16 protein-coding genes are annotated in these 17,850 nt (G+C 33.1%); 9 read left to right on the plus strand and 7 right to left on the minus strand.

Annotated features, from left to right (window positions below):
* Positions 1-20: 20 nt before the first annotated feature.
* Positions 21-1,583 (minus strand): fatty acid degradation protein FadX, encoded by a 1,563-nt coding sequence (gene fadX, locus SAMSHR1132_RS01020; RefSeq protein WP_000810057.1) that lies wholly within the window; start codon positions 1,581-1,583, stop codon positions 21-23.
* A gap of 372 nt (positions 1,584-1,955) precedes the next feature.
* Here fadX and SAMSHR1132_RS01025 point away from each other — a divergent pair, with 372 nt between their 5' ends.
* Positions 1,956-2,630 (plus strand): type 1 glutamine amidotransferase, encoded by a 675-nt coding sequence (locus tag SAMSHR1132_RS01025; protein ID WP_001222414.1) that lies wholly within the window; start codon positions 1,956-1,958, stop codon positions 2,628-2,630.
* 135 nt (positions 2,631-2,765) lie between these two features.
* The gene (locus SAMSHR1132_RS01030) at positions 2,766-4,025 is read left to right on the plus strand and encodes a PrsW family intramembrane metalloprotease (protein ID WP_000398696.1); all 1,260 of its coding nucleotides are present in this window, start codon (positions 2,766-2,768) and stop codon (positions 4,023-4,025) included.
* Between the two features lie 120 nt (positions 4,026-4,145).
* On the opposite strand, the gene SAMSHR1132_RS01035 is transcribed toward SAMSHR1132_RS01030, so the two are convergent.
* A complete protein-coding gene (locus SAMSHR1132_RS01035; RefSeq protein ID WP_000361244.1) occupies positions 4,146-4,703 on the minus strand; it encodes a TetR/AcrR family transcriptional regulator in 558 nt (185 codons plus the stop codon).
* 153 nt (positions 4,704-4,856) lie between these two features.
* Here SAMSHR1132_RS01035 and SAMSHR1132_RS01040 point away from each other — a divergent pair, with 153 nt between their 5' ends.
* Positions 4,857-5,501, plus strand: coding sequence for an SDR family oxidoreductase (locus SAMSHR1132_RS01040; protein ID WP_000412505.1), 645 nt, complete (start codon positions 4,857-4,859; stop codon positions 5,499-5,501).
* Positions 5,502-5,513: 12 nt separating this feature from the next.
* On the plus strand, positions 5,514-6,416 hold the full coding sequence (locus SAMSHR1132_RS01045; RefSeq protein WP_000416914.1) for an alpha/beta hydrolase: 903 nt from the start codon (positions 5,514-5,516) through the stop codon (positions 6,414-6,416).
* A gap of 371 nt (positions 6,417-6,787) precedes the next feature.
* Here the strand turns inward: SAMSHR1132_RS01045 and nikA are convergent, their stop codons facing one another.
* The 4 genes from nikA to SAMSHR1132_RS01065 form a co-directional block, all read right to left on the minus strand.
* On the minus strand, positions 6,788-8,266 hold the full coding sequence (nikA, locus tag SAMSHR1132_RS01050; RefSeq protein WP_000669673.1) for a nickel ABC transporter substrate-binding protein: 1,479 nt from the start codon (positions 8,264-8,266) through the stop codon (positions 6,788-6,790).
* Positions 8,267-8,463: 197 nt separating this feature from the next.
* The gene (locus tag SAMSHR1132_RS01055) at positions 8,464-8,820 is read right to left on the minus strand and encodes a DUF488 domain-containing protein (RefSeq protein ID WP_000150971.1); all 357 of its coding nucleotides are present in this window, start codon (positions 8,818-8,820) and stop codon (positions 8,464-8,466) included.
* Positions 8,821-8,930: 110 nt separating this feature from the next.
* On the minus strand, positions 8,931-9,104 hold the full coding sequence (locus SAMSHR1132_RS01060) for a hypothetical protein (protein WP_000867784.1): 174 nt from the start codon (positions 9,102-9,104) through the stop codon (positions 8,931-8,933).
* A 25-nt stretch (positions 9,105-9,129) separates the two neighbouring features.
* Complete coding sequence (locus SAMSHR1132_RS01065) at positions 9,130-10,275, minus strand: globin domain-containing protein (RefSeq protein WP_000954796.1); 1,146 nt, start codon at positions 10,273-10,275, stop codon at positions 9,130-9,132.
* Between the two features lie 561 nt (positions 10,276-10,836).
* Here SAMSHR1132_RS01065 and SAMSHR1132_RS01070 point away from each other — a divergent pair.
* On the plus strand, positions 10,837-11,790 hold the full coding sequence (locus tag SAMSHR1132_RS01070; RefSeq protein ID WP_001031876.1) for an L-lactate dehydrogenase: 954 nt from the start codon (positions 10,837-10,839) through the stop codon (positions 11,788-11,790).
* Positions 11,791-12,114: 324 nt separating this feature from the next.
* Here the strand turns inward: SAMSHR1132_RS01070 and SAMSHR1132_RS01080 are convergent, their stop codons facing one another.
* Positions 12,115-13,644, minus strand: coding sequence for a PTS transporter subunit EIIC (locus SAMSHR1132_RS01080; protein WP_000838213.1), 1,530 nt, complete (start codon positions 13,642-13,644; stop codon positions 12,115-12,117).
* 370 nt (positions 13,645-14,014) lie between these two features.
* Here SAMSHR1132_RS01080 and SAMSHR1132_RS01085 point away from each other — a divergent pair, with 370 nt between their 5' ends.
* The 4 genes from SAMSHR1132_RS01085 to SAMSHR1132_RS01100 all read left to right on the plus strand — a co-directional run bounded on the left by SAMSHR1132_RS01085 (position 14,015) and on the right by SAMSHR1132_RS01100 (position 17,841).
* Positions 14,015-14,950 carry a nucleoside hydrolase gene (locus SAMSHR1132_RS01085; RefSeq protein WP_000726945.1) on the plus strand — a complete coding sequence of 312 codons (936 nt, stop codon included), beginning with the start codon at positions 14,015-14,017 and terminating at the stop codon, positions 14,948-14,950.
* Between the two features lie 113 nt (positions 14,951-15,063).
* Complete coding sequence (locus tag SAMSHR1132_RS01090; RefSeq protein WP_042354669.1) at positions 15,064-15,162, plus strand: hypothetical protein; 99 nt, start codon at positions 15,064-15,066, stop codon at positions 15,160-15,162.
* Between the two features lie 130 nt (positions 15,163-15,292).
* Complete coding sequence (locus tag SAMSHR1132_RS01095) at positions 15,293-17,389, plus strand: BglG family transcription antiterminator (protein ID WP_001012719.1); 2,097 nt, start codon at positions 15,293-15,295, stop codon at positions 17,387-17,389.
* Positions 17,374-17,841 carry a PTS sugar transporter subunit IIA gene (locus SAMSHR1132_RS01100; protein ID WP_000509972.1) on the plus strand — a complete coding sequence of 156 codons (468 nt, stop codon included), beginning with the start codon at positions 17,374-17,376 and terminating at the stop codon, positions 17,839-17,841. The genes SAMSHR1132_RS01095 and SAMSHR1132_RS01100 overlap by 16 nt, the downstream gene beginning before the upstream one ends.
* Positions 17,842-17,850 lie beyond the last annotated feature (9 nt).

The raw sequence follows: 17,850 nt of genomic DNA on the forward strand, positions 1-17,850 counted from the left end.
TACCCCCTTTAGCTTCACTTTCATACTTTATGAATTGATTGTTTAAGTTGTCCCCATTGTTTTTGATAAATGCTACTATCAATCAATTTTATGTTGTCAGCAATGATTGGTTTAAATGACATTTGATTCAATATATCTTTTTGCAAATCAAGACCTGGTGCGATTTCAATCAGCTTTAAACCTTTATCAACTAATTCAAATACGGCACGGTCAGTAACAAAGTATACTTCTTGATTGAGTGATCGCGAATACTGTGCATTAAAGTCTATATGGCTTACTTCTGATACAAATTTTTTAGTATGACCTTCGCTTTCAATATCTAATTTATGTTTATAACATGATAGCGTACTCCCTGCGACGAACGTTCCTGAAAAAATAATTTTGTTTACCGATTGTGTAATGTCTATAAAACCACCACAACCATTGAGTCGGTCATTAAAGTAGGACACATTGACATTGCCATATTGGTCTACTTCTGCAAAGCTAAGATAAGCAACAGATACACCATTGTTATAGATAAAATCCCAAGCTTGATCATGACGCATACGTACATCTGCGTTATAGTTCATACCAAAACGCTCACGGCTACCTACAAATCCACCGAAAATGCCGACGTCTAGAATGGGTTGTACGTCATGTGCGACACGTTCTTCATAAAGTAAATTTGAAAGTTCATTGTTAATACCATAACCAATACTAATCGTATCGCCGTATGTTAAAAATTGAGCGGCACGTCTAAGAATGAGTTTGCGATTATTAAATGGCAACGGTTTTTCAGGAATACAATCAATCCGTTCTTGACCTGACAATGCAGGTAAATAATGACTTTGAATTACTTGACGATGATTATGATCTTCTTGGGTAACATATACATAATCAACAATACTTCCAGGAATAATAACATCATGTGGTTTTAGTTGATAGTCATCAACTATAGCTTTGACTTGTACGATAACGGTGCCATGATTGGCCTTAGTATTTAAAGCGACATGATAACATTCACTCAAGTATGCTTCTTGTGTTAAATATATATTGCCTTGTTTATCTGCATAGGTTCCTCTCAGCAATGCCACATCAACGCTAGGGAATGTGTAATGCAAATATGTTTCATCGCGCATGTTGACTATAGAAACTAAGTCTTCTGTAGTACACTTGTTTACTTTGCCGCCTCCATATCTGGGATCAACAGCCGTGTTTAAACCAATTTTTGTAAGCACACCAGGTAAAAGATGGTTGCTTTGACGATAATGAGTAGCAATGACACCTTGTGGTAAAAAGTATGCTTCTATCTCATTGTTTTTCATAGCTTGTGCTGTTTTTGATGAAGCAGTTAATATACTCATAATGACACGCTTAATCATGCCACGTTCAATAAAGTCATCTAGATCGGGTGCGACACCCAAACTATGGATATCATTCGCTAAAATAAAGGTTAAATCATTAGGCGTCTGGTATTTATCGTGTTGCGCTAACACAGCACGTAGAACTTCGGCAGGTAAATTGGCAACAGCTAAAGCCGACAAACCAATCACATCACCGTCTTTAATGATATGTTGTAAATCGTGCCATGTGATTTGCTTCAAGAAATTCACCTCCATCGCATCTAAAAAATATAGCGTTTTTACACTTTGTGTAAACCCTTACAAGAAATATAACATAAAGAGGTTTAAATGCAATTATAAATATCTTTTTATTCTGACAACAGACACATTATAGACATAAATATAAAGTGTGTAATGATTGTAAAATCAAGGGTTTGAAATCGATTGATCGTTATTAAAATGTTTAAATAAAAATATTGTTCGGAACATAAAAAGTTAACTAGGTTTAATTTTAAAATATGTGTGTAAAATAAAATAAGCAATTGGCGTGAATAGAATCGGAGAATCATTAAGTTTCTATGGTGTATAATGTAACTGGATGAATTGGTTTGAATGTAAGGAGTCGAAGATGTAATGAGAATAAATGTTTTACAACATACACCGAATGAAGGCTTAGGATATATTGGGGAGTGGGCTAAAGAAAGAGGACATACTGTTTATATTTATCATCCATATTGTTATGAAGGTGTGTTGCCCCGTGCAGATGAAACAGATATGTTAGTCATTCTTGGAGGACCAATGAACCCTAATGATAATATGCCTTGGATTAAAAATGAACAACAATTAATATTGGAATTGATGGCTAAACATAAGCCGATATATGGCGCCTGTTTTGGAGCGCAACAAATTTCTAAAGCATTAGGCAATGAAGTTTTGAAATCACCAGTTAAAGAAGTGGGATGGGATAACGTTTATTTAGAGTCTGACATTATTCCAGATATACCAAATCAATTAATGGCGCTGCATTGGCATGAGGATATGTTTCAGATACCGGAACAAGCGACATTACTATTTTCCGGGAATCATATTAAAAACCAAGGATTTATCATTGGAAATACTGTAATTGGATTACAGTTTCACTTCGAACCTGGCCCAGATGATGTTAGGGAAATTGTTATAAATGATCACAAGTATATTGCTAATTCTGTTTTGCAACAGTCAGTGGATGACATTTTATCCTTTGAGGTACCAGAACAAAATAGAGTAATAATCTTTAAACTATTAGATTTTATAGTAAAAGTGCAATGACTAGGATAAATTTTCATATAACAAATGTCGAATTGGAATGTGTTCAATTGCACAAAATATTTATATTAAATAATGGAAAATCCATCCATATTCAATTAAAATAGTTTTATTATGAAAATGAGAGTAGGTAAGTCTATGGAAGGTCTTAATCATCGAAGAGACACAGAAAAAGAAACAACAACAAAAGATCAATCGATTCTAGATCAAGATATGACAAAGGAAGAAGGCGCATCAACAACAAAACAGGAAGCTGTTCATCATAGTGTACAAACAAAGCAGACAGCGGATATACATAACAATGAATCTATAGAAAAACAAATGGACGAAAAAGCATATGAGACAGCACAAAATGCAGATTTAAAGCACGAAGCAAGAAGTTTGTTTGATAATGCGACAAAATCTATCGGTAGACTAGCAGGTAATGATGAAAGCTTAAACCTTAATTTGAAAGATATGTTTTCAGAAGTTTTTAAGCCACATACTAAAAATGAAGCAGATGAAATATTTATCGCGGGAACGGCAAAAACAACGCCAGCTATTTGTGATATTTCAGAAGAGTGGGGTAAACCTTGGCTCTTTTCACGTGTGTTTATTGCTTTTACAGTGACATTTATTGCATTATGGGTCATGGCTGCATTTTTCAATAATACAAATGCGATTCCTGGACTCATTTTTATTGGTGCATTAACAGTACCATTATCAGGTTTATTCTTCTTCTATGAATCAAATGCTTTTAAAAACATAAGCATTTTTGAAGTCATCATCATGTTCTTTATTGGTGGCGTATTTTCATTATTAAGTACAATGGTATTATATAGATTTGTCGTGTTCAGTGATCAATTTGAAAAGTTTGGGTCATTAACATTTTTCGATGCATTTTTAGTCGGATTGGTTGAAGAAACAGGTAAAGCACTTATTATTGTTTATTTTGTCAATAAATTGAAAACGAACAAGATTTTGAATGGTTTATTAATCGGTGCTTCCATTGGAGCTGGGTTTGCAGTTTTTGAATCGGCAGGTTATATTTTAAATTTTGCTCTAGGTGAAAATGTACCGTTATTAGATATTGTCTTCACACGTGCATGGACTGCAATTGGTGGTCACTTAGTGTGGTCAGCTATAGTCGGAGCTGCTATTGTTATTGCCAAAGAACAACATGGTTTCGAGTTTAAAGATATTTTAGATAAACGATTTTTAATATTCTTCTTAACAGCTGTTGGGTTACATGGCATTTGGGATACATCATTAACGATTCTTGGCAGTGATACTTTAAAAATATTTATTTTAATCGTTGTCGTATGGATACTCGTATTTATTTTAATGGGTGCAGGGTTGAAACAAGTTAATACACTACAAAAAGAATTCAAAGAACAACAGAATAAAGTACAAGAATAAAAAATTAAAGCTTATGTTGCTAGTGTTAGCGGCATAAGCTTTTTTTCGTACGTCGTAAAATTTTAATATGAAGTACAAAATTAAATGATATAGATTTATATGTCATCATAGTTATAAGTATTATACTAACGAGTCGAATATTTCATCTTTTAAATAAGGTTTTAAGAGTAATAAGGTTTCATTAGCTTTATTTTGATAATCTGAATCACTGTTTAATGCAAAATTCACCATAACACCCAGTATAGCCGAAGTTAAAAAACATAATAATGTTGATTTACTTATACCATCATTAATAACGGTTTCAGAAATTTTATTTTCTAGTTGTTTGTAAATGACAGTCTCTAGTTTTTTACTGAATAGTGCTGAAATTGAACTTTTAAATAATGAACTGAAAATATCTTTGTTGTTATATAAATATTCAAACCATTTAATATTACCAATTTTAAAATTTACCTGCTCTTTGAAATGACATATTTCTATAAAATCTGAAATATAATCGCTCATAATATGTTCAACTAAATCATATTTATCATTGAAATGCGCGTAAAAGGTTCTTCTAACGATTTCAGATTTATCACATATATCTGTCACTGTGATGTCTTCGATGTGTTGCTCTTTTAATAACGCAATCATTGTTTGTTTCAATGCGCGTTGTGTTTTCTTAATACGTTTATCCATGATATAGCTCCTAAATATTGCTCGAAAATTAAGTACATGTGCAATAAGTCTTTTTTCACTAGCTTATAAGTTTAAAAATGATAAGTGAAGGTATATATTAGTGTAACACTTGTTATTTAAAACACAAGTGAGTAATAAAAGGGGCGATGTGTGTTGGAAAAGAAAAATATTTTAATCATAGGTGCAAGTGGTCAAATTTCTCAAGAGTTAATTCACTTGCTATTAGATAAAACAGAACATCATTTAACACTATACTTAAGAAATAAAGCGAAATTGATGAATATAGAAGATGGAAAACGCGTAACAGTAATCGAAGCAGATGCAACAGATGAAGTTGCCTTGGAAAATGCATTGGATCAAATTGATGTTGTATTCGCTAGTTTAGCCGGTAACATAGATAAACAAGCTCATGCAATTGTATCAGCAATGGAAAGGAAAAACGTGCAACGACTTATTTTTGTAACTGCATTAGGTATATATGACGAGGTGCCTGGTACATTTGGCAAATGGAATAACGACAATATTGGACCGTATCTTCCACCATATAAGAAAGCAGCAGACATTATTGAATTATCTAGCTTAGACTATACATTGCTACGTCCCGCATGGTTGACGAATAGTGATGAGATTGAATATGAAACAACAGTTAAAGGTGAAGATTTTAAAGGCACAGAAGTTTCGCGTAAAAGTGTTGCTGCATTAGGATTAGAAATTATTGAGAACCCTTCAATCTACGTTAAAGAAAGTTTAGGCGTAAACAAACCAAATACAGATGGCGATAAGCCACGCTGGTTATAAGGAGTATTTGTCATGGAAAAAGTAAATTTTAAAAGTAATAATTTAAATGTAGTAGCTAATATGTATTTCCCAGAAAATTTTGATGAAAATAATCAATATCCTGCTATTGTCGTTAATCATCCAGCAGGAGGTGTGAAAGAACAAACAGCTGGCTTATATGCAGAACGACTAGCAACTTTAGGTTATGTGACGATGGCTTATGATGCAAGTTATCAAGGTGAAAGTGAGGGACAACCACATAATTTAGAAAATCCATCATCACGCGTAGAAGATGTAAGAGCTGCTGTGGATTACTTTAATACACTTGATTTCATTGATAATAATCGTATTGGTGCGCTTGGTATTTGTGCAGGTGGTGGCTATACAATTAAAGCAGCACAAACTGAAAAACGTATTAAAGCTGTAGTTGGCATTAGTGCTGCTGACATCGGTCAAAATTTCCGTAAAGGTTGGACGGGTAATCAAGATGAAAAAGACATTAACACTTTATTAGAACAAGTTGCAGAACAAAGAAAGGCAGAAGAAAATGGCGCACCACAAAAGCTAGTAGGTTTCGTTCCAGAAGAGCCTACCGAAGATATGGATCAAGAAACAAAAGATGGATGGGAATATTATCGTACGCCAAGAGCGCAACATGAACGTTCAATTAATCAATTTCCATTTATTAGTTTCGATCGTATTATTGAATTTACTGCATTTGATTTAGTAGATAAATTATTAACACAACCTGTGCTATTTATCGCTGGAAGTGAAGCTGGTACATTATGGCAAAGTGAAAATGCATATGAACGTGCACTAGAACCGAAAGATATCCACATTGTAGAAGGCGCGAATCATTTTGATATGTATGATAAAGAACCATTTGTAACAGAAGCGGTTGAAAAAATGAAATCATTTTATGGTCAATATTTATAGAAGTTTCCATGAGATTAAAATAACATTATTTTTATAATGAGAAGATTATTAAATAGTAAATGTGAAAGTAAAAGATTAATAATCAGTAATCAATTCGAAGTGAAGAGGAACAAACTCAAGGGGACTGATTAGGAAATTAATACCTTGATAAATAGCACTTTTGTTTTCAAAAAGTGTTTCACGTTAAACAATTAGTGACAATTAATTTTATGTAAAATGAACATGATTCATGGAAGTATGTAATATTCAATATTATTGAAGTGTCAAAACAAAAAAGCAATACAATCACATAAACAAATTAAACCACATCACAATCATTACGAATGACTGTGATGTGGTTTTTTAAGGTTTAGATGTGTCGTATAGGAGGTCTATCGTTCAATCGTTGTTTGATAATCTATTAAATATATACCCTCAGGTGTAACTTTGTAATTTTTAACGTTAGAATTCGCAGCGACAATTTGATCGTTATAGGCGATGTAACTATTTGGCACATCTTGACTAGATAATTTGATAATGTCATTAGAAATATTATGGCGTTCATCAACATTAACAGTATGATTCAACTGATTAATTAAATCATCAACTTTATGATTATCATAGTTTCCTTTATTAATGGCACCATCTTTTTTATAGGCTTGGTTAAAGAAATAACCTGTATCACCACGAGGGATTGTACCAAAACTATACATCGTTGCATCCCATGCGGAACGGTCTTTTAAATAACCTTCAATGTCATCGACACTTTTAATATCAATATCAATATTTGCCTTTTTAGCATCTGATTGTAGTACTTGTGCAATTTTAGACAATTCTGGACGACCGTCATAAGTGATTAATTTAATTTTTAATGGATGATTTTTTGTATAACCTTCTTTGGCTAATAAATCCTTGGCTTTATCAATATTTTGCTTAGTCATTTTAGGTTCCTTAATGTAAGGGATTTTATCATTAAATGGACTTGTTGCAGGTTTCGCATAACCTTGATAAATATGGTCTGCAATACCTTGTCTATCAATGACATTGTCTAGTGCCTCGCGAACGGGTTTAGTCATTTTCTTATTTGTATGATTATACATAAGTAAAGAAGTTCTAAAGCCAGACTTTTTCGATACTTTCAAATGCTTATCATTCGTAATATCTTCTACTTTATTAACAGGTACATCGGTAATTAAATCAGCTTTTTTAGATTCTAAATTTCTGACGCGATTATTACCATCTTCTTGATACGTTACAGTAATGTGATCTAATTTAGGTTTACCTTGCCAATAGTCTTTAAATTTTGCTAATGATATTTTTTGTGATTGTTTATAATCTTTTATTTCATATGGTCCAGTACCAACAGGTGCTTGATTCACATCTGATTTAGCATTCGTGTCATAAATAGCCATAAAAGGATTCGCTAATTCTGATACAAGTTCAGGATAAGCTGATTTCGTTTTGATTGTCAGTTTTTGACCTTTAGCAGTCATAGATGATATAGGTAATGAAAATTTAACTAAATCACTTTTCTTCATGCTATTTTCAAGACTTGATTTTACTTTTTCAGCAGTTAGTTTTTGACCATTTTGAAATTTTATATTGTCTTTTAACTCTATATCTAATGTCGTATCATTTGGTTGATGATATGATTTTACTAATACTTTTTCGATTTTACCTTGATCATTTGTTTTGAATAAGGACTCTGCAGCACCAATTTTAACAGGTACATCTGTTTCATAAGGCGCAATGGACTTCGTTTTTAAAGGTAACGAGATATTTAAATCTTTACCAGATGAATGTGTTGAACCACATCCAGATAATACTAAAGTTGCTACTGCGATGATTGTCGCAAGTCTTTTAAACTTCATTTCATAACACTCTCTTTCTAAATACTAATTTAAACCCAGCAAACATTATTTTAGAACTTTGTTTGTTTAAAGTAAAATATTGTTTAAGTTTAGTATTTTTTAAAATACAATTAGTAGTTATAATTATATTTTTTTGAAAGTGGATATCGAAAATGGATTTGACAGTGTACATGGTTAATCATGACATATAATTATTTCTAATTTTTAAGCAGTTGTTTTAGTATCACAGCTTGGTTATGCTCAGTATCTTTGGCGGCATACAACAATAGAACGTGATTATGTTTTTCGACAAGACCTTTTAATTCTGTAAAAGCAGCTTTTTGAACACTATTATCACGCAATTCTTTTTCATACTTTTCTTTAAAAGCACCAAAAAGTTTAGGATCATGATGGAACCACTTTCTTAACTCAGTAGAGGGGGCAACGTCTTTCAACCAATAATCAAGATTCGCAGTACTTTTCGACATACCTCTAGGCCACACTCTATCAACTAACACACGAATAGCATCGGTCCGTTCTTTGTGATCGTAAATTCGTCCTATATCAATGGTCATTTTGTAAACTCCTTTCTTATGAAATTCAATGCGCATTCTTTTATCCTAAAAATGTTTTAAAGTTAAAAAACAGCCACGACAAGTAAAGTCATAGCTGTTTTATATAAGTGTTATTTATTTTTACGTTTAGTTAAATACTTTAAACCAATTGCGAAGACAGTATAGCCAGTAATCGTTTGCATCAACGTTTTAATTAAATTGTTATTTTTAACGACAATATTTGCAGTAACAATACTTGCGAAATATAATGCAAATACTTTAATGTACCGTTGGTTAACTTTCATATCGACACTAAACCGCTTTCCATAATTAGACTGCAACACTTAGTCTAGGAATGAATGTTTCGTAATGGACGCGATCCATATCGTAATTTAAAGACTTAAGTGCTTCAATCATAGATTGTAAAAATTTTGTACCACCACAGATATAAATTTCAGGTTTATTCTCTAAAAATACTTTTAGTTCTTCAGCGCCAATATAGCCTTGTGTATCTTTTAAGTGTGTATATAATTTAGCGTTGTCATGATTGCTTGCAATACTGTTGAAGTTGTCTTTGAAAGGTAAATGTTGTTCATTTTTAGCAACTTGAACCATTTGTGTATCTAAACCTTTAGCGCTAGCAGCCTCGAACATTGCAACTAAAGGTGTAACACCAATGCCAGAGCCTAAGAAGAGTTGTGGTTCAGTCGTATTCTTTAATACAAAACCACCTACAGGCGCAGCTAAATTAATCATATCGCCTTCTTTAATTTCGTCATGTAAAATTGTAGAAACTTCACCTTCATGGTCAATCGTAACATCACGTTTAACACCAAAAGTTAAATGATTTTTATCACCTGATACGATAGAATAGTGACGTTTAGCTCTATATGGAAGTTTATCACTAGAAACATCAACTGTGATATATTGACCTGGTGTAAATTGACTAAAATCATATTCATCAGTTTCAACTGTAAATGATTTAATATCCTCAGATTCTTGTTTAATATTGGTAATTTTGAATGGTTTGAAACCAATCCACATCATTTGGTCGTAAATTTCTTTTTCAATTTGGATGAACACATCCGCAATAACACCATATGCTTTCGCCCAAGCTTGAATGACAGGGTCATTTTCTTCTAATCCTGTCACGTCTTGAATAGCTTTTAATAAATTTTCCCCCACGATTGGATAATGCTCAGCATAAACTTGTAACGCACAGTGTTTATATGCAACAGGCATAATGACGGGTTTGATTACACCTAAGTTGTCGATATTAACTGCTGCAGCCATTACAGCCTGTGCTAATGCTGAAGATTGCATGCCTCTTTTTTGGTTTGTTTGATTAAACATGTTTAAAAGTTCAGGATGTGCTTTAAACATTTTTGGATAAAAGATTGATGTAATTTCAGTACCTTTCTCTTTAAGTAAAGGCACTGTTTGTTTAATAATATCTTTCTCTTGTTCTGTAAGCATGATACTCCTCCTTTAATCTGTGTAATTTGATTATTCTACTAAAAAAATTAATATTCAATTGATTGGTTTTGGAAAATATAAATAAATTGACAAATTTGATAATTGTATGACGTTTTTAATTTTTTTATGTTCAATCAAGAGGTATTGTGTACAATAATTTATTTGAAGTTCAACGATTGAACTCATTTATTTGTGATTTACAAAAGAATCGTTGATGAAAGTACTATTAATAGATGTTAATCGGTATTTGAATGTGATTTAGTCAAAGTAATAAATAAATTTTTATAATGTAAACGGATACAAACAAAAAAGGTGTAAAAATTAAAATAAAATGTGAAATAAATCACAATAAATCGTTGACCAATCGATTTATGCATGTTACATTTTATATGTGAAATAAATCACAAACTTAAAAGTGTAAGACACATGACCTTTTAAGTTATGCGTTGAAAATCAAAGAGATGTTTATTTGCTTTTGTATCATCATTAAGCAGCAATTAACTAAAATGCCATCTATTGTAAGAGGTATTTTAGTGAACTAATCATAAGGGAGTTTTTGTAATGAACAAATTTAAAGGGAACAAAGTTGTATTAATAGGTAATGGTGCAGTAGGTTCAAGCTATGCATTTTCATTAGTAAACCAAAGTATTGTCGATGAATTAGTAATCATTGACTTAGACACTGAAAAAGTTCGAGGAGATGTTATGGACTTAAAACATGCAACACCATATTCTCCTACAACGGTACGTGTAAAAGCTGGTGAGTACAGCGATTGTCATGACGCTGATTTAGTTGTAATTTGTGCTGGTGCTGCACAAAAACCTGGAGAAACACGTTTAGACTTAGTATCTAAAAATTTGAAAATATTCAAATCAATCGTTGGTGAAGTGATGGCATCGAAATTTGATGGTATTTTCTTGGTAGCTACAAATCCAGTTGATATATTAGCGTACGCAACATGGAAATTCTCTGGATTACCTAAAGAACGCGTTATAGGTTCTGGTACAATTTTAGACTCTGCACGCTTTAGATTATTATTAAGTGAAGCATTTGATGTTGCGCCACGTAGCGTTGATGCTCAAATTATTGGTGAACATGGTGATACTGAATTACCAGTATGGTCACACGCTAATATTGCAGGTCAACCTTTAAAAGCATTACTTGAAGAACGCCCAGAAGGCAAAGAACAAATTGAGCAAATTTTTGTTCAAACACGTGATGCAGCATATGACATAATTCAAGCTAAAGGTGCCACTTATTATGGTGTTGCGATGGGATTAGCTAGAATTACTGAAGCGATTTTCAGAAATGAAGATGCCGTATTGACTGTATCAGCATTATTAGAAGGCGAATACGAAGAAGAAGATGTTTATATTGGTGTTCCAGCAGTCATCAATAGAAACGGCATTCGTAATGTCGTTGAAATCCCATTAAACGACGAAGAACGCAGTAAATTTGCGCATTCAGCTAAAACATTAAAAGATATAATGGCTGAAGCCGAAGAACTAAAATAACTTTAATTTAAAAACCATACCATTCCAAAAATTGTAAAACCTTACCCAAAAAATTGTATAAAGGACTATTTGATGCAACCTTATGTGTCAAGTAGTCCTATTTTTAATGCAGTAAAAGCCATTGTTGAAAATTAAAATCAAATCTGGCACTTGAGCTTTAATAATATCATTAAGATGATTGTCGAGAAGAGGTTATTTTCTAGCTTATTATGTAATGCAATATGAAGCTAATATTTTAAAATCAACCTTTAAAATAAAAGCAACGATGTCAATTCTTACACTGAGCATCGTTGCTATTAGTTCTGTTAATATTTTCGGTTAGTCTTAATCCCCGAGCAATTCTTCAATTTCATTTTTAATAACTGTTACATGAGGACCGTAGATGACTTGAACGCCGGTGCCTTGTTGAATGACACCTTTAGCGCCAGTACTTTCTAGTATTTCTTTATTAACATAATCGTTATGTTGGAGTGTGACACGTAATCGTGTAGCACAGCAATCAACGATTTCGATGTTATCTTTTCCACCTAAACCAGCTACAATAGTTTGTGCTCTTTCAGTAGCCTCAACTTGCTGTTGCAATTCTTTATCTTCTCGACCTGGCGTTTTAAAATTAAACTTCGTAATTAAGAAACGGAAGACAATATAGTACAAGAAGAACCACACAATGCCAATAGGTAAGACATATAAATAGTTTGTTTTACTATTCCCTTGTAACACGCCAAAGAGTAAGAAATCGATAAAGCCACCACTGAATGTTTGACCAATTGTAATATTGAAAATATCCGCTAACATAAATGCTAAACCATCAAAAAAGGCATGAATCACATAAAGAATTGGTGCGACAAATAGGAAACTAAATTCCAAAGGTTCAGTAATACCTGTTAAAAATGATGTGAGTGCAGTAGATAGCATTAAACCACCAACCACCTTTTTATTTTCAGGCTTAGCGGTATGATAAATAGCTAGTGCAGCACCGCATAAACCAAACATCATTGTAATAAATCGACCTGACATAAATCTTGAAACACCTGAATAGTATTTAGTCACATCTGGATCACCAAGTTGCGCGAAAAATATATTCTGTGTACCTTGAACTAAATGTCCTTTAACTTCTAACGTGCCACCAAGTGCTGTTTGCCAAAATGGTAAGTAAAAAATATGGTGTAAACCAAGCGGACCTAACAACCTTAAAATAAAACCATATATAAATGTACCAATGGCACCTGTTTTTGTTACAAAGCCACCAACATGATAAATACCTGCTTGAATCGTTGGCCAGATAAAGAACATGAAGACGCCTAAAAAAATTGCAGCAAAGGCAGTGACAATAGGGACAAATCGAGAACCACCAAAAAAGCCTAAATAAGGTGGTAAGGTCACTTTATGATATTTATTATGAAGTAGTGCGGTCATTATACCTGTAATAATCCCGCCGAAAACACCTGTTTCAACAGTTTGTATACCGAGAACCATACCTTGTCCACTTTGTGCGAGTTGATCTTTAGCTAAAGTTCCTGTAATTGTTAATAAGCCATTCATCGTCGCATTCATAATTAAAAATCCAAGTAGTGCAGCTAAACCAGCAGTACCTTTATCACTTCTAGATAAGCCAATTGCGACACCAATTGCAAATATGACGGGTAAATTTTGAAAGACGATACTTCCTGCAGCTGACATTAATGTAAAAATATTTTGTAATAAGGTAATATCTAAGATAGGGTACGCTTTCACGGTGTTAGGATTACTTAATGCACCACCGATACCCAACAATAGACCTGCAGCTGGCAAGATTGCGATAGGTAGCATAAATGATTTGCCGAACTGCTGTGCTTTTTCAAATAAAGATTTCATTAACATCCCTCCTAATTAATCTCAATATAGCTTTTGAGAAATTTAATATCAATGTATATTCTGTGTATGAAAATGTTTTTCATAAAAATTGTTTGAATCATGTAACAATCATATAAATCAGCATTTACATTGTTGTGGAAGTTTATTTTCAAAAGCCTGGAATATTCACATATACAATTTATAAAAGCGTGTTGATGAACCGTAATATAAATTATTTGATAAAGAAACATACAATAGATAACAATATCGCAACGATATAATTACGATTTTGAATATTAGTATGGCAATTTTTCAGGACAATGATACGCAACTAATATAAATAAATTTACATAAGCACTTCGATGACAACTTAAGAAAGGCGGAGATTTAAATGAAGAAAAAAATTATTATGGATTGTGACCCAGGTCATGATGATGCGATAGCACTTATTTTAGCAGGCGCAAGCGATAGTCCATTAGAGATATTAGCGGTAACGACTGTAGCAGGAAACCAAGCAGTTGAAAAGAATACGACCAATGCTTTGAATGTATTAGATATCATGGGACGTCAAGATATAGAAGTAGCCAAAGGTGCAGATAGACCATTAATTAAACCGGCGGCCTTTGCGTCTGAAATACATGGAGAATCTGGTTTGGATGGTCCGAAATTACCGTCGACACCATCACGTCATGCAGTTGCAAAGCCAGCATCAGATGTGATTATTAACAAAGTGATGACGAGTGATACACCTGTAACAATTGTAGCGACAGGACCTCTTACGAATGTGGCAACGGCATTGATTCGTGAGCCAAGAATTGCTGAGCATATTGAATCTATTACTTTGATGGGTGGTGGTACTTTTGGAAATTGGACGCCCACAGCTGAATTTAATATTTGGGTAGATGCTGAAGCAGCGAAGCGTGTTTTTGAAAGTGGGATTACTATAAATGTGTTTGGTCTTGATGTAACACATCAAGTTTTAGCCGACGATCAAGTGATTGAACGCTTTGAAAGTATCAATAATCCTGTTGCACAGTTCGTCGTAGAACTATTGCAATTCTTTAAGAAGACATACAAGACTCACTTTAATATGGACGGTGGTCCAATACATGATGCTTGTACAATCTTGTATTTGTTACAACCAGAATTGTTTACAATGGAACTCGTTAATATCGACATTGAACATCAAAGTCCACTAACTTACGGCACTATGGCTGTCGATTTAAATCATGTTACAGGTAAGCCTGCCAATGCTTATTTTGCTACGGCGGTTGATGTTGAAGAAGTGTGGAACTTGATGGATCATAAGTTACGAATATACGGATGATCATATTTAATTAAATAGATAGATACAGTTAACCCTAAGGTGCACAGTAAAAGTGCCCTTAGGGTTTTTGTAGTTGATTTCAATGGTCATGACAATTTAGCAAAGATTGGGATGTGTATGTTAAAAATGTACTCAAAAAATACAAAATACAAAAATATATGCGAAAAATTCAATTGCTTTATTTTAAAAGATTAAAATCTAAAAAAATATAGATATAATTGGAATGTTATTGAAACATCACAATGATGTACATGCTCATTTTGAAAATATGTGTTCAATGTGTGTACATCGATGTGATGATTGATGATAAATTGAGCACAGATGCTCAAAGGAGGATCGGACATGAACGGGGATAATCAGCAAATACTCAGAGAAATTGTATTGAATCCTGCTATTCATGGTAAAGAACTTGAATCGATATTTGGCTTGTCCCGTAGACAACTAGGTTATCGCATTCAAAAAATCAATTTGTGGCTTGAACAAGAGGGGTATCCAAAACTCGAGAGAACAAGTCAAGGAAATATTATTGTAAGTTCTGAAATCATGACGTTATTCAAGCGAGATGTATCAGAGCAGCAAATGTTAAACGGTAACAATGTCATATTTAGCATAGAAACACGTCGTTATTATTTAATGCTCATGCTTTTTAGTAAGGAAAACGCAATGTCTCTAAACCATTTTTCAATTGATTTACAAGTCAGTAAAAATACTGTCATTCACGATATAAATCATGTGAAAGAGCAATTGGAAAATCATGGTTTGTCACTTAAGTATTCTCGAAAACATGGTTATGAAATTGTTGGTGATGAATTTGAAGTTCGTCGCTTCTTCATTAAATTGATTGATCAAAGGTTGAATCATGATATTACTAAAAGTGAAGTTTTAAAGGCACTCAACTTAACATTCGAAGATATCGCATATCAAAAAGACAAAATCAAACAGGTAGAACAGTTTTTGAAGAGTCGCTTTATAGACAAATCACTTAGTTCATTACCTTACGTCCTTTGTGTGATTCGTAGACGAATTCAAAGTGGTCATGTGATTAATCCATTAAATATTAATTATCAGTATTTGAGGGATACGAAAGAATATCAAGCAACGGAAATCATGACGCAACATGAACCAGATTTGCCAGAAGCGGAAAAGCTATATTTGACATTACACTTACTTTCAACAAGTGTTCAATGGACCGATTTGCAGGAATCAGATAATATATCAAATTTAACGACGGCCATCGCTCAAATGATTCACCATTTCGAGCAAATAACGTTTATTAATATCGAAGATAAGGAGAAATTATCACAGCAACTCTTGTTACATTTAACACCTGCTTTTTATCGGATTAAATATAACTTAACGGATCGTGATGAATTGATAGATCCTTTGCAAGGAAATTATAAAACGTTGTTTCATATGGTGAAACAATCATGTCAATCATTAACTGAATATTTCGGAAAATCTTTGCCTGACAATGAAATTGCGTATTTAACAATGTTGTTCGGAGGTAGCTTGAGACGCCAAGATGAAAATTTTGATGGAAAGATTAAGGCAATTATTGTATGTACTCAAGGTACATCAGTATCTCAAATGATGTTATACGAGTTGAGAAACTTATTTCCTGAAATCATTTTTTTAGATGCGATTTCACTTAGAACATTTGAAAATTATGCTCTGGATTACGACATCGTCTTTTCACCAATGTTCATATTAACGCATAAAAAATTGTTTATCACAAAAGTAGCATTATCTGAAAATGAGCAACGAAAGTTACGCAAAGAAGTGATGAAATACATTAATAAGGAATCGGAAGATATTGAGAAAGAAATTAATAAGCTAATGGCGTTGATTGAACGAACTACGACAGTTAATGACATTACAGAACTACGTGATGGTTTAGAAGATTTTGTTGCGAATTACAATTCTATTTCAACAATTAATGGTTCTATTGTTACCCAAAGTAAGACGTTAGATTTAGTAGATTTAATACCAGCAAGACATATAGTGCGAGCTCACCGAGTTTACAATATCGATGAAGCAATTACAAAAGCGAGTGACATTTTGGTCAGAAATCATCTTATTGATGAGCAGTATATTCATGAGATGCAACAAGCATTCGATGATTCCTATATGGTCATCATGCAAAATATCGCTATCCCACACGCTTATTCTGAACATCATGTTCATAAAACCGCGATGAGCATGCTCGTATTACAAGAACCATTATACATGTCAGATGGCACAGCGATTCATATCATTGTACCGATTGCTGCTGTTGATAAAGTAACGCATTTAAGAGCATTACTGCAATTAAGAGATTTAGCACAAAATCAAGATGCAATTAATCAAATTATACGAAGTCGTAAAAATTATGATGTGAATCAGATTTTAAATACATTTTCAAATAAGGAAACGAGGGGAAATGGATGGGACACAGATTAATCCATGAAGAAAATATAATACTCAATTTGTCGGCAACTGATAAAGAATCAGTATTATCACAAATGTCAGATGTGTTGTGTCAAAACGGGTTTGTTAAATCAACGTTTAAAGATGCAGTCATTGAAAGAGAGAAAGAATTTGCGACGGGATTACCGACACATCTTTGTTCTGTAGCCATACCACACACAGATGTCGAACACATTAATAATCGGACGATAGGTGTAGCTATTTTAGAAAAAGAAGTGCCGTTTGTTGAAATGGGGACACTTGATCAACAGACGGATGTGAAAATTGTCTTCATGTTAGCTATGGATAAAGTAGATGATCAACTTAAGCTATTACAACAGTTGATGCAAATTTTTCAAAGTGAAGAAAAACTAGAACAGATTCTAAGAACGAAAGACCGAGCAGCTTTAGCAACAATTATCAATGGATATTTAGAATATAACTAAAATTAAACT

Origin of the sequence: Staphylococcus argenteus (assembly GCF_000236925.1) — a bacterium.
Classification (GTDB): domain Bacteria; phylum Bacillota; class Bacilli; order Staphylococcales; family Staphylococcaceae; genus Staphylococcus; species Staphylococcus argenteus.

What these genes read in the sequence shown, in the direction of transcription:
- SAMSHR1132_RS01025 (WP_001222414.1), top strand. Translation starts at nt 1,956, where the DNA reads ATGAGAATAAATGTTTTACAACATACACCGAATGAAGGCTTAGGATAT.
- SAMSHR1132_RS01030 (WP_000398696.1), top strand. Translation starts at nt 2,766, where the DNA reads ATGGAAGGTCTTAATCATCGAAGAGACACAGAAAAAGAAACAACAACA.
- SAMSHR1132_RS01035 (WP_000361244.1), bottom strand. Translation starts at nt 4,703, where the DNA reads ATGGATAAACGTATTAAGAAAACACAACGCGCATTGAAACAAACAATG.
- SAMSHR1132_RS01045 (WP_000416914.1), top strand. Translation starts at nt 5,514, where the DNA reads ATGGAAAAAGTAAATTTTAAAAGTAATAATTTAAATGTAGTAGCTAAT.
- nikA (WP_000669673.1), bottom strand. Translation starts at nt 8,266, where the DNA reads ATGAAGTTTAAAAGACTTGCGACAATCATCGCAGTAGCAACTTTAGTA.
- SAMSHR1132_RS01055 (WP_000150971.1), bottom strand. Translation starts at nt 8,820, where the DNA reads ATGACCATTGATATAGGACGAATTTACGATCACAAAGAACGGACCGAT.
- SAMSHR1132_RS01060 (WP_000867784.1), bottom strand. Translation starts at nt 9,104, where the DNA reads ATGAAAGTTAACCAACGGTACATTAAAGTATTTGCATTATATTTCGCA.
- SAMSHR1132_RS01065 (WP_000954796.1), bottom strand. Translation starts at nt 10,275, where the DNA reads ATGCTTACAGAACAAGAGAAAGATATTATTAAACAAACAGTGCCTTTA.
- SAMSHR1132_RS01070 (WP_001031876.1), top strand. Translation starts at nt 10,837, where the DNA reads ATGAACAAATTTAAAGGGAACAAAGTTGTATTAATAGGTAATGGTGCA.
- SAMSHR1132_RS01080 (WP_000838213.1), bottom strand. Translation starts at nt 13,644, where the DNA reads ATGAAATCTTTATTTGAAAAAGCACAGCAGTTCGGCAAATCATTTATG.
- SAMSHR1132_RS01085 (WP_000726945.1), top strand. Translation starts at nt 14,015, where the DNA reads ATGAAGAAAAAAATTATTATGGATTGTGACCCAGGTCATGATGATGCG.
- SAMSHR1132_RS01095 (WP_001012719.1), top strand. Translation starts at nt 15,293, where the DNA reads ATGAACGGGGATAATCAGCAAATACTCAGAGAAATTGTATTGAATCCT.
- SAMSHR1132_RS01100 (WP_000509972.1), top strand. Translation starts at nt 17,374, where the DNA reads ATGGGACACAGATTAATCCATGAAGAAAATATAATACTCAATTTGTCG.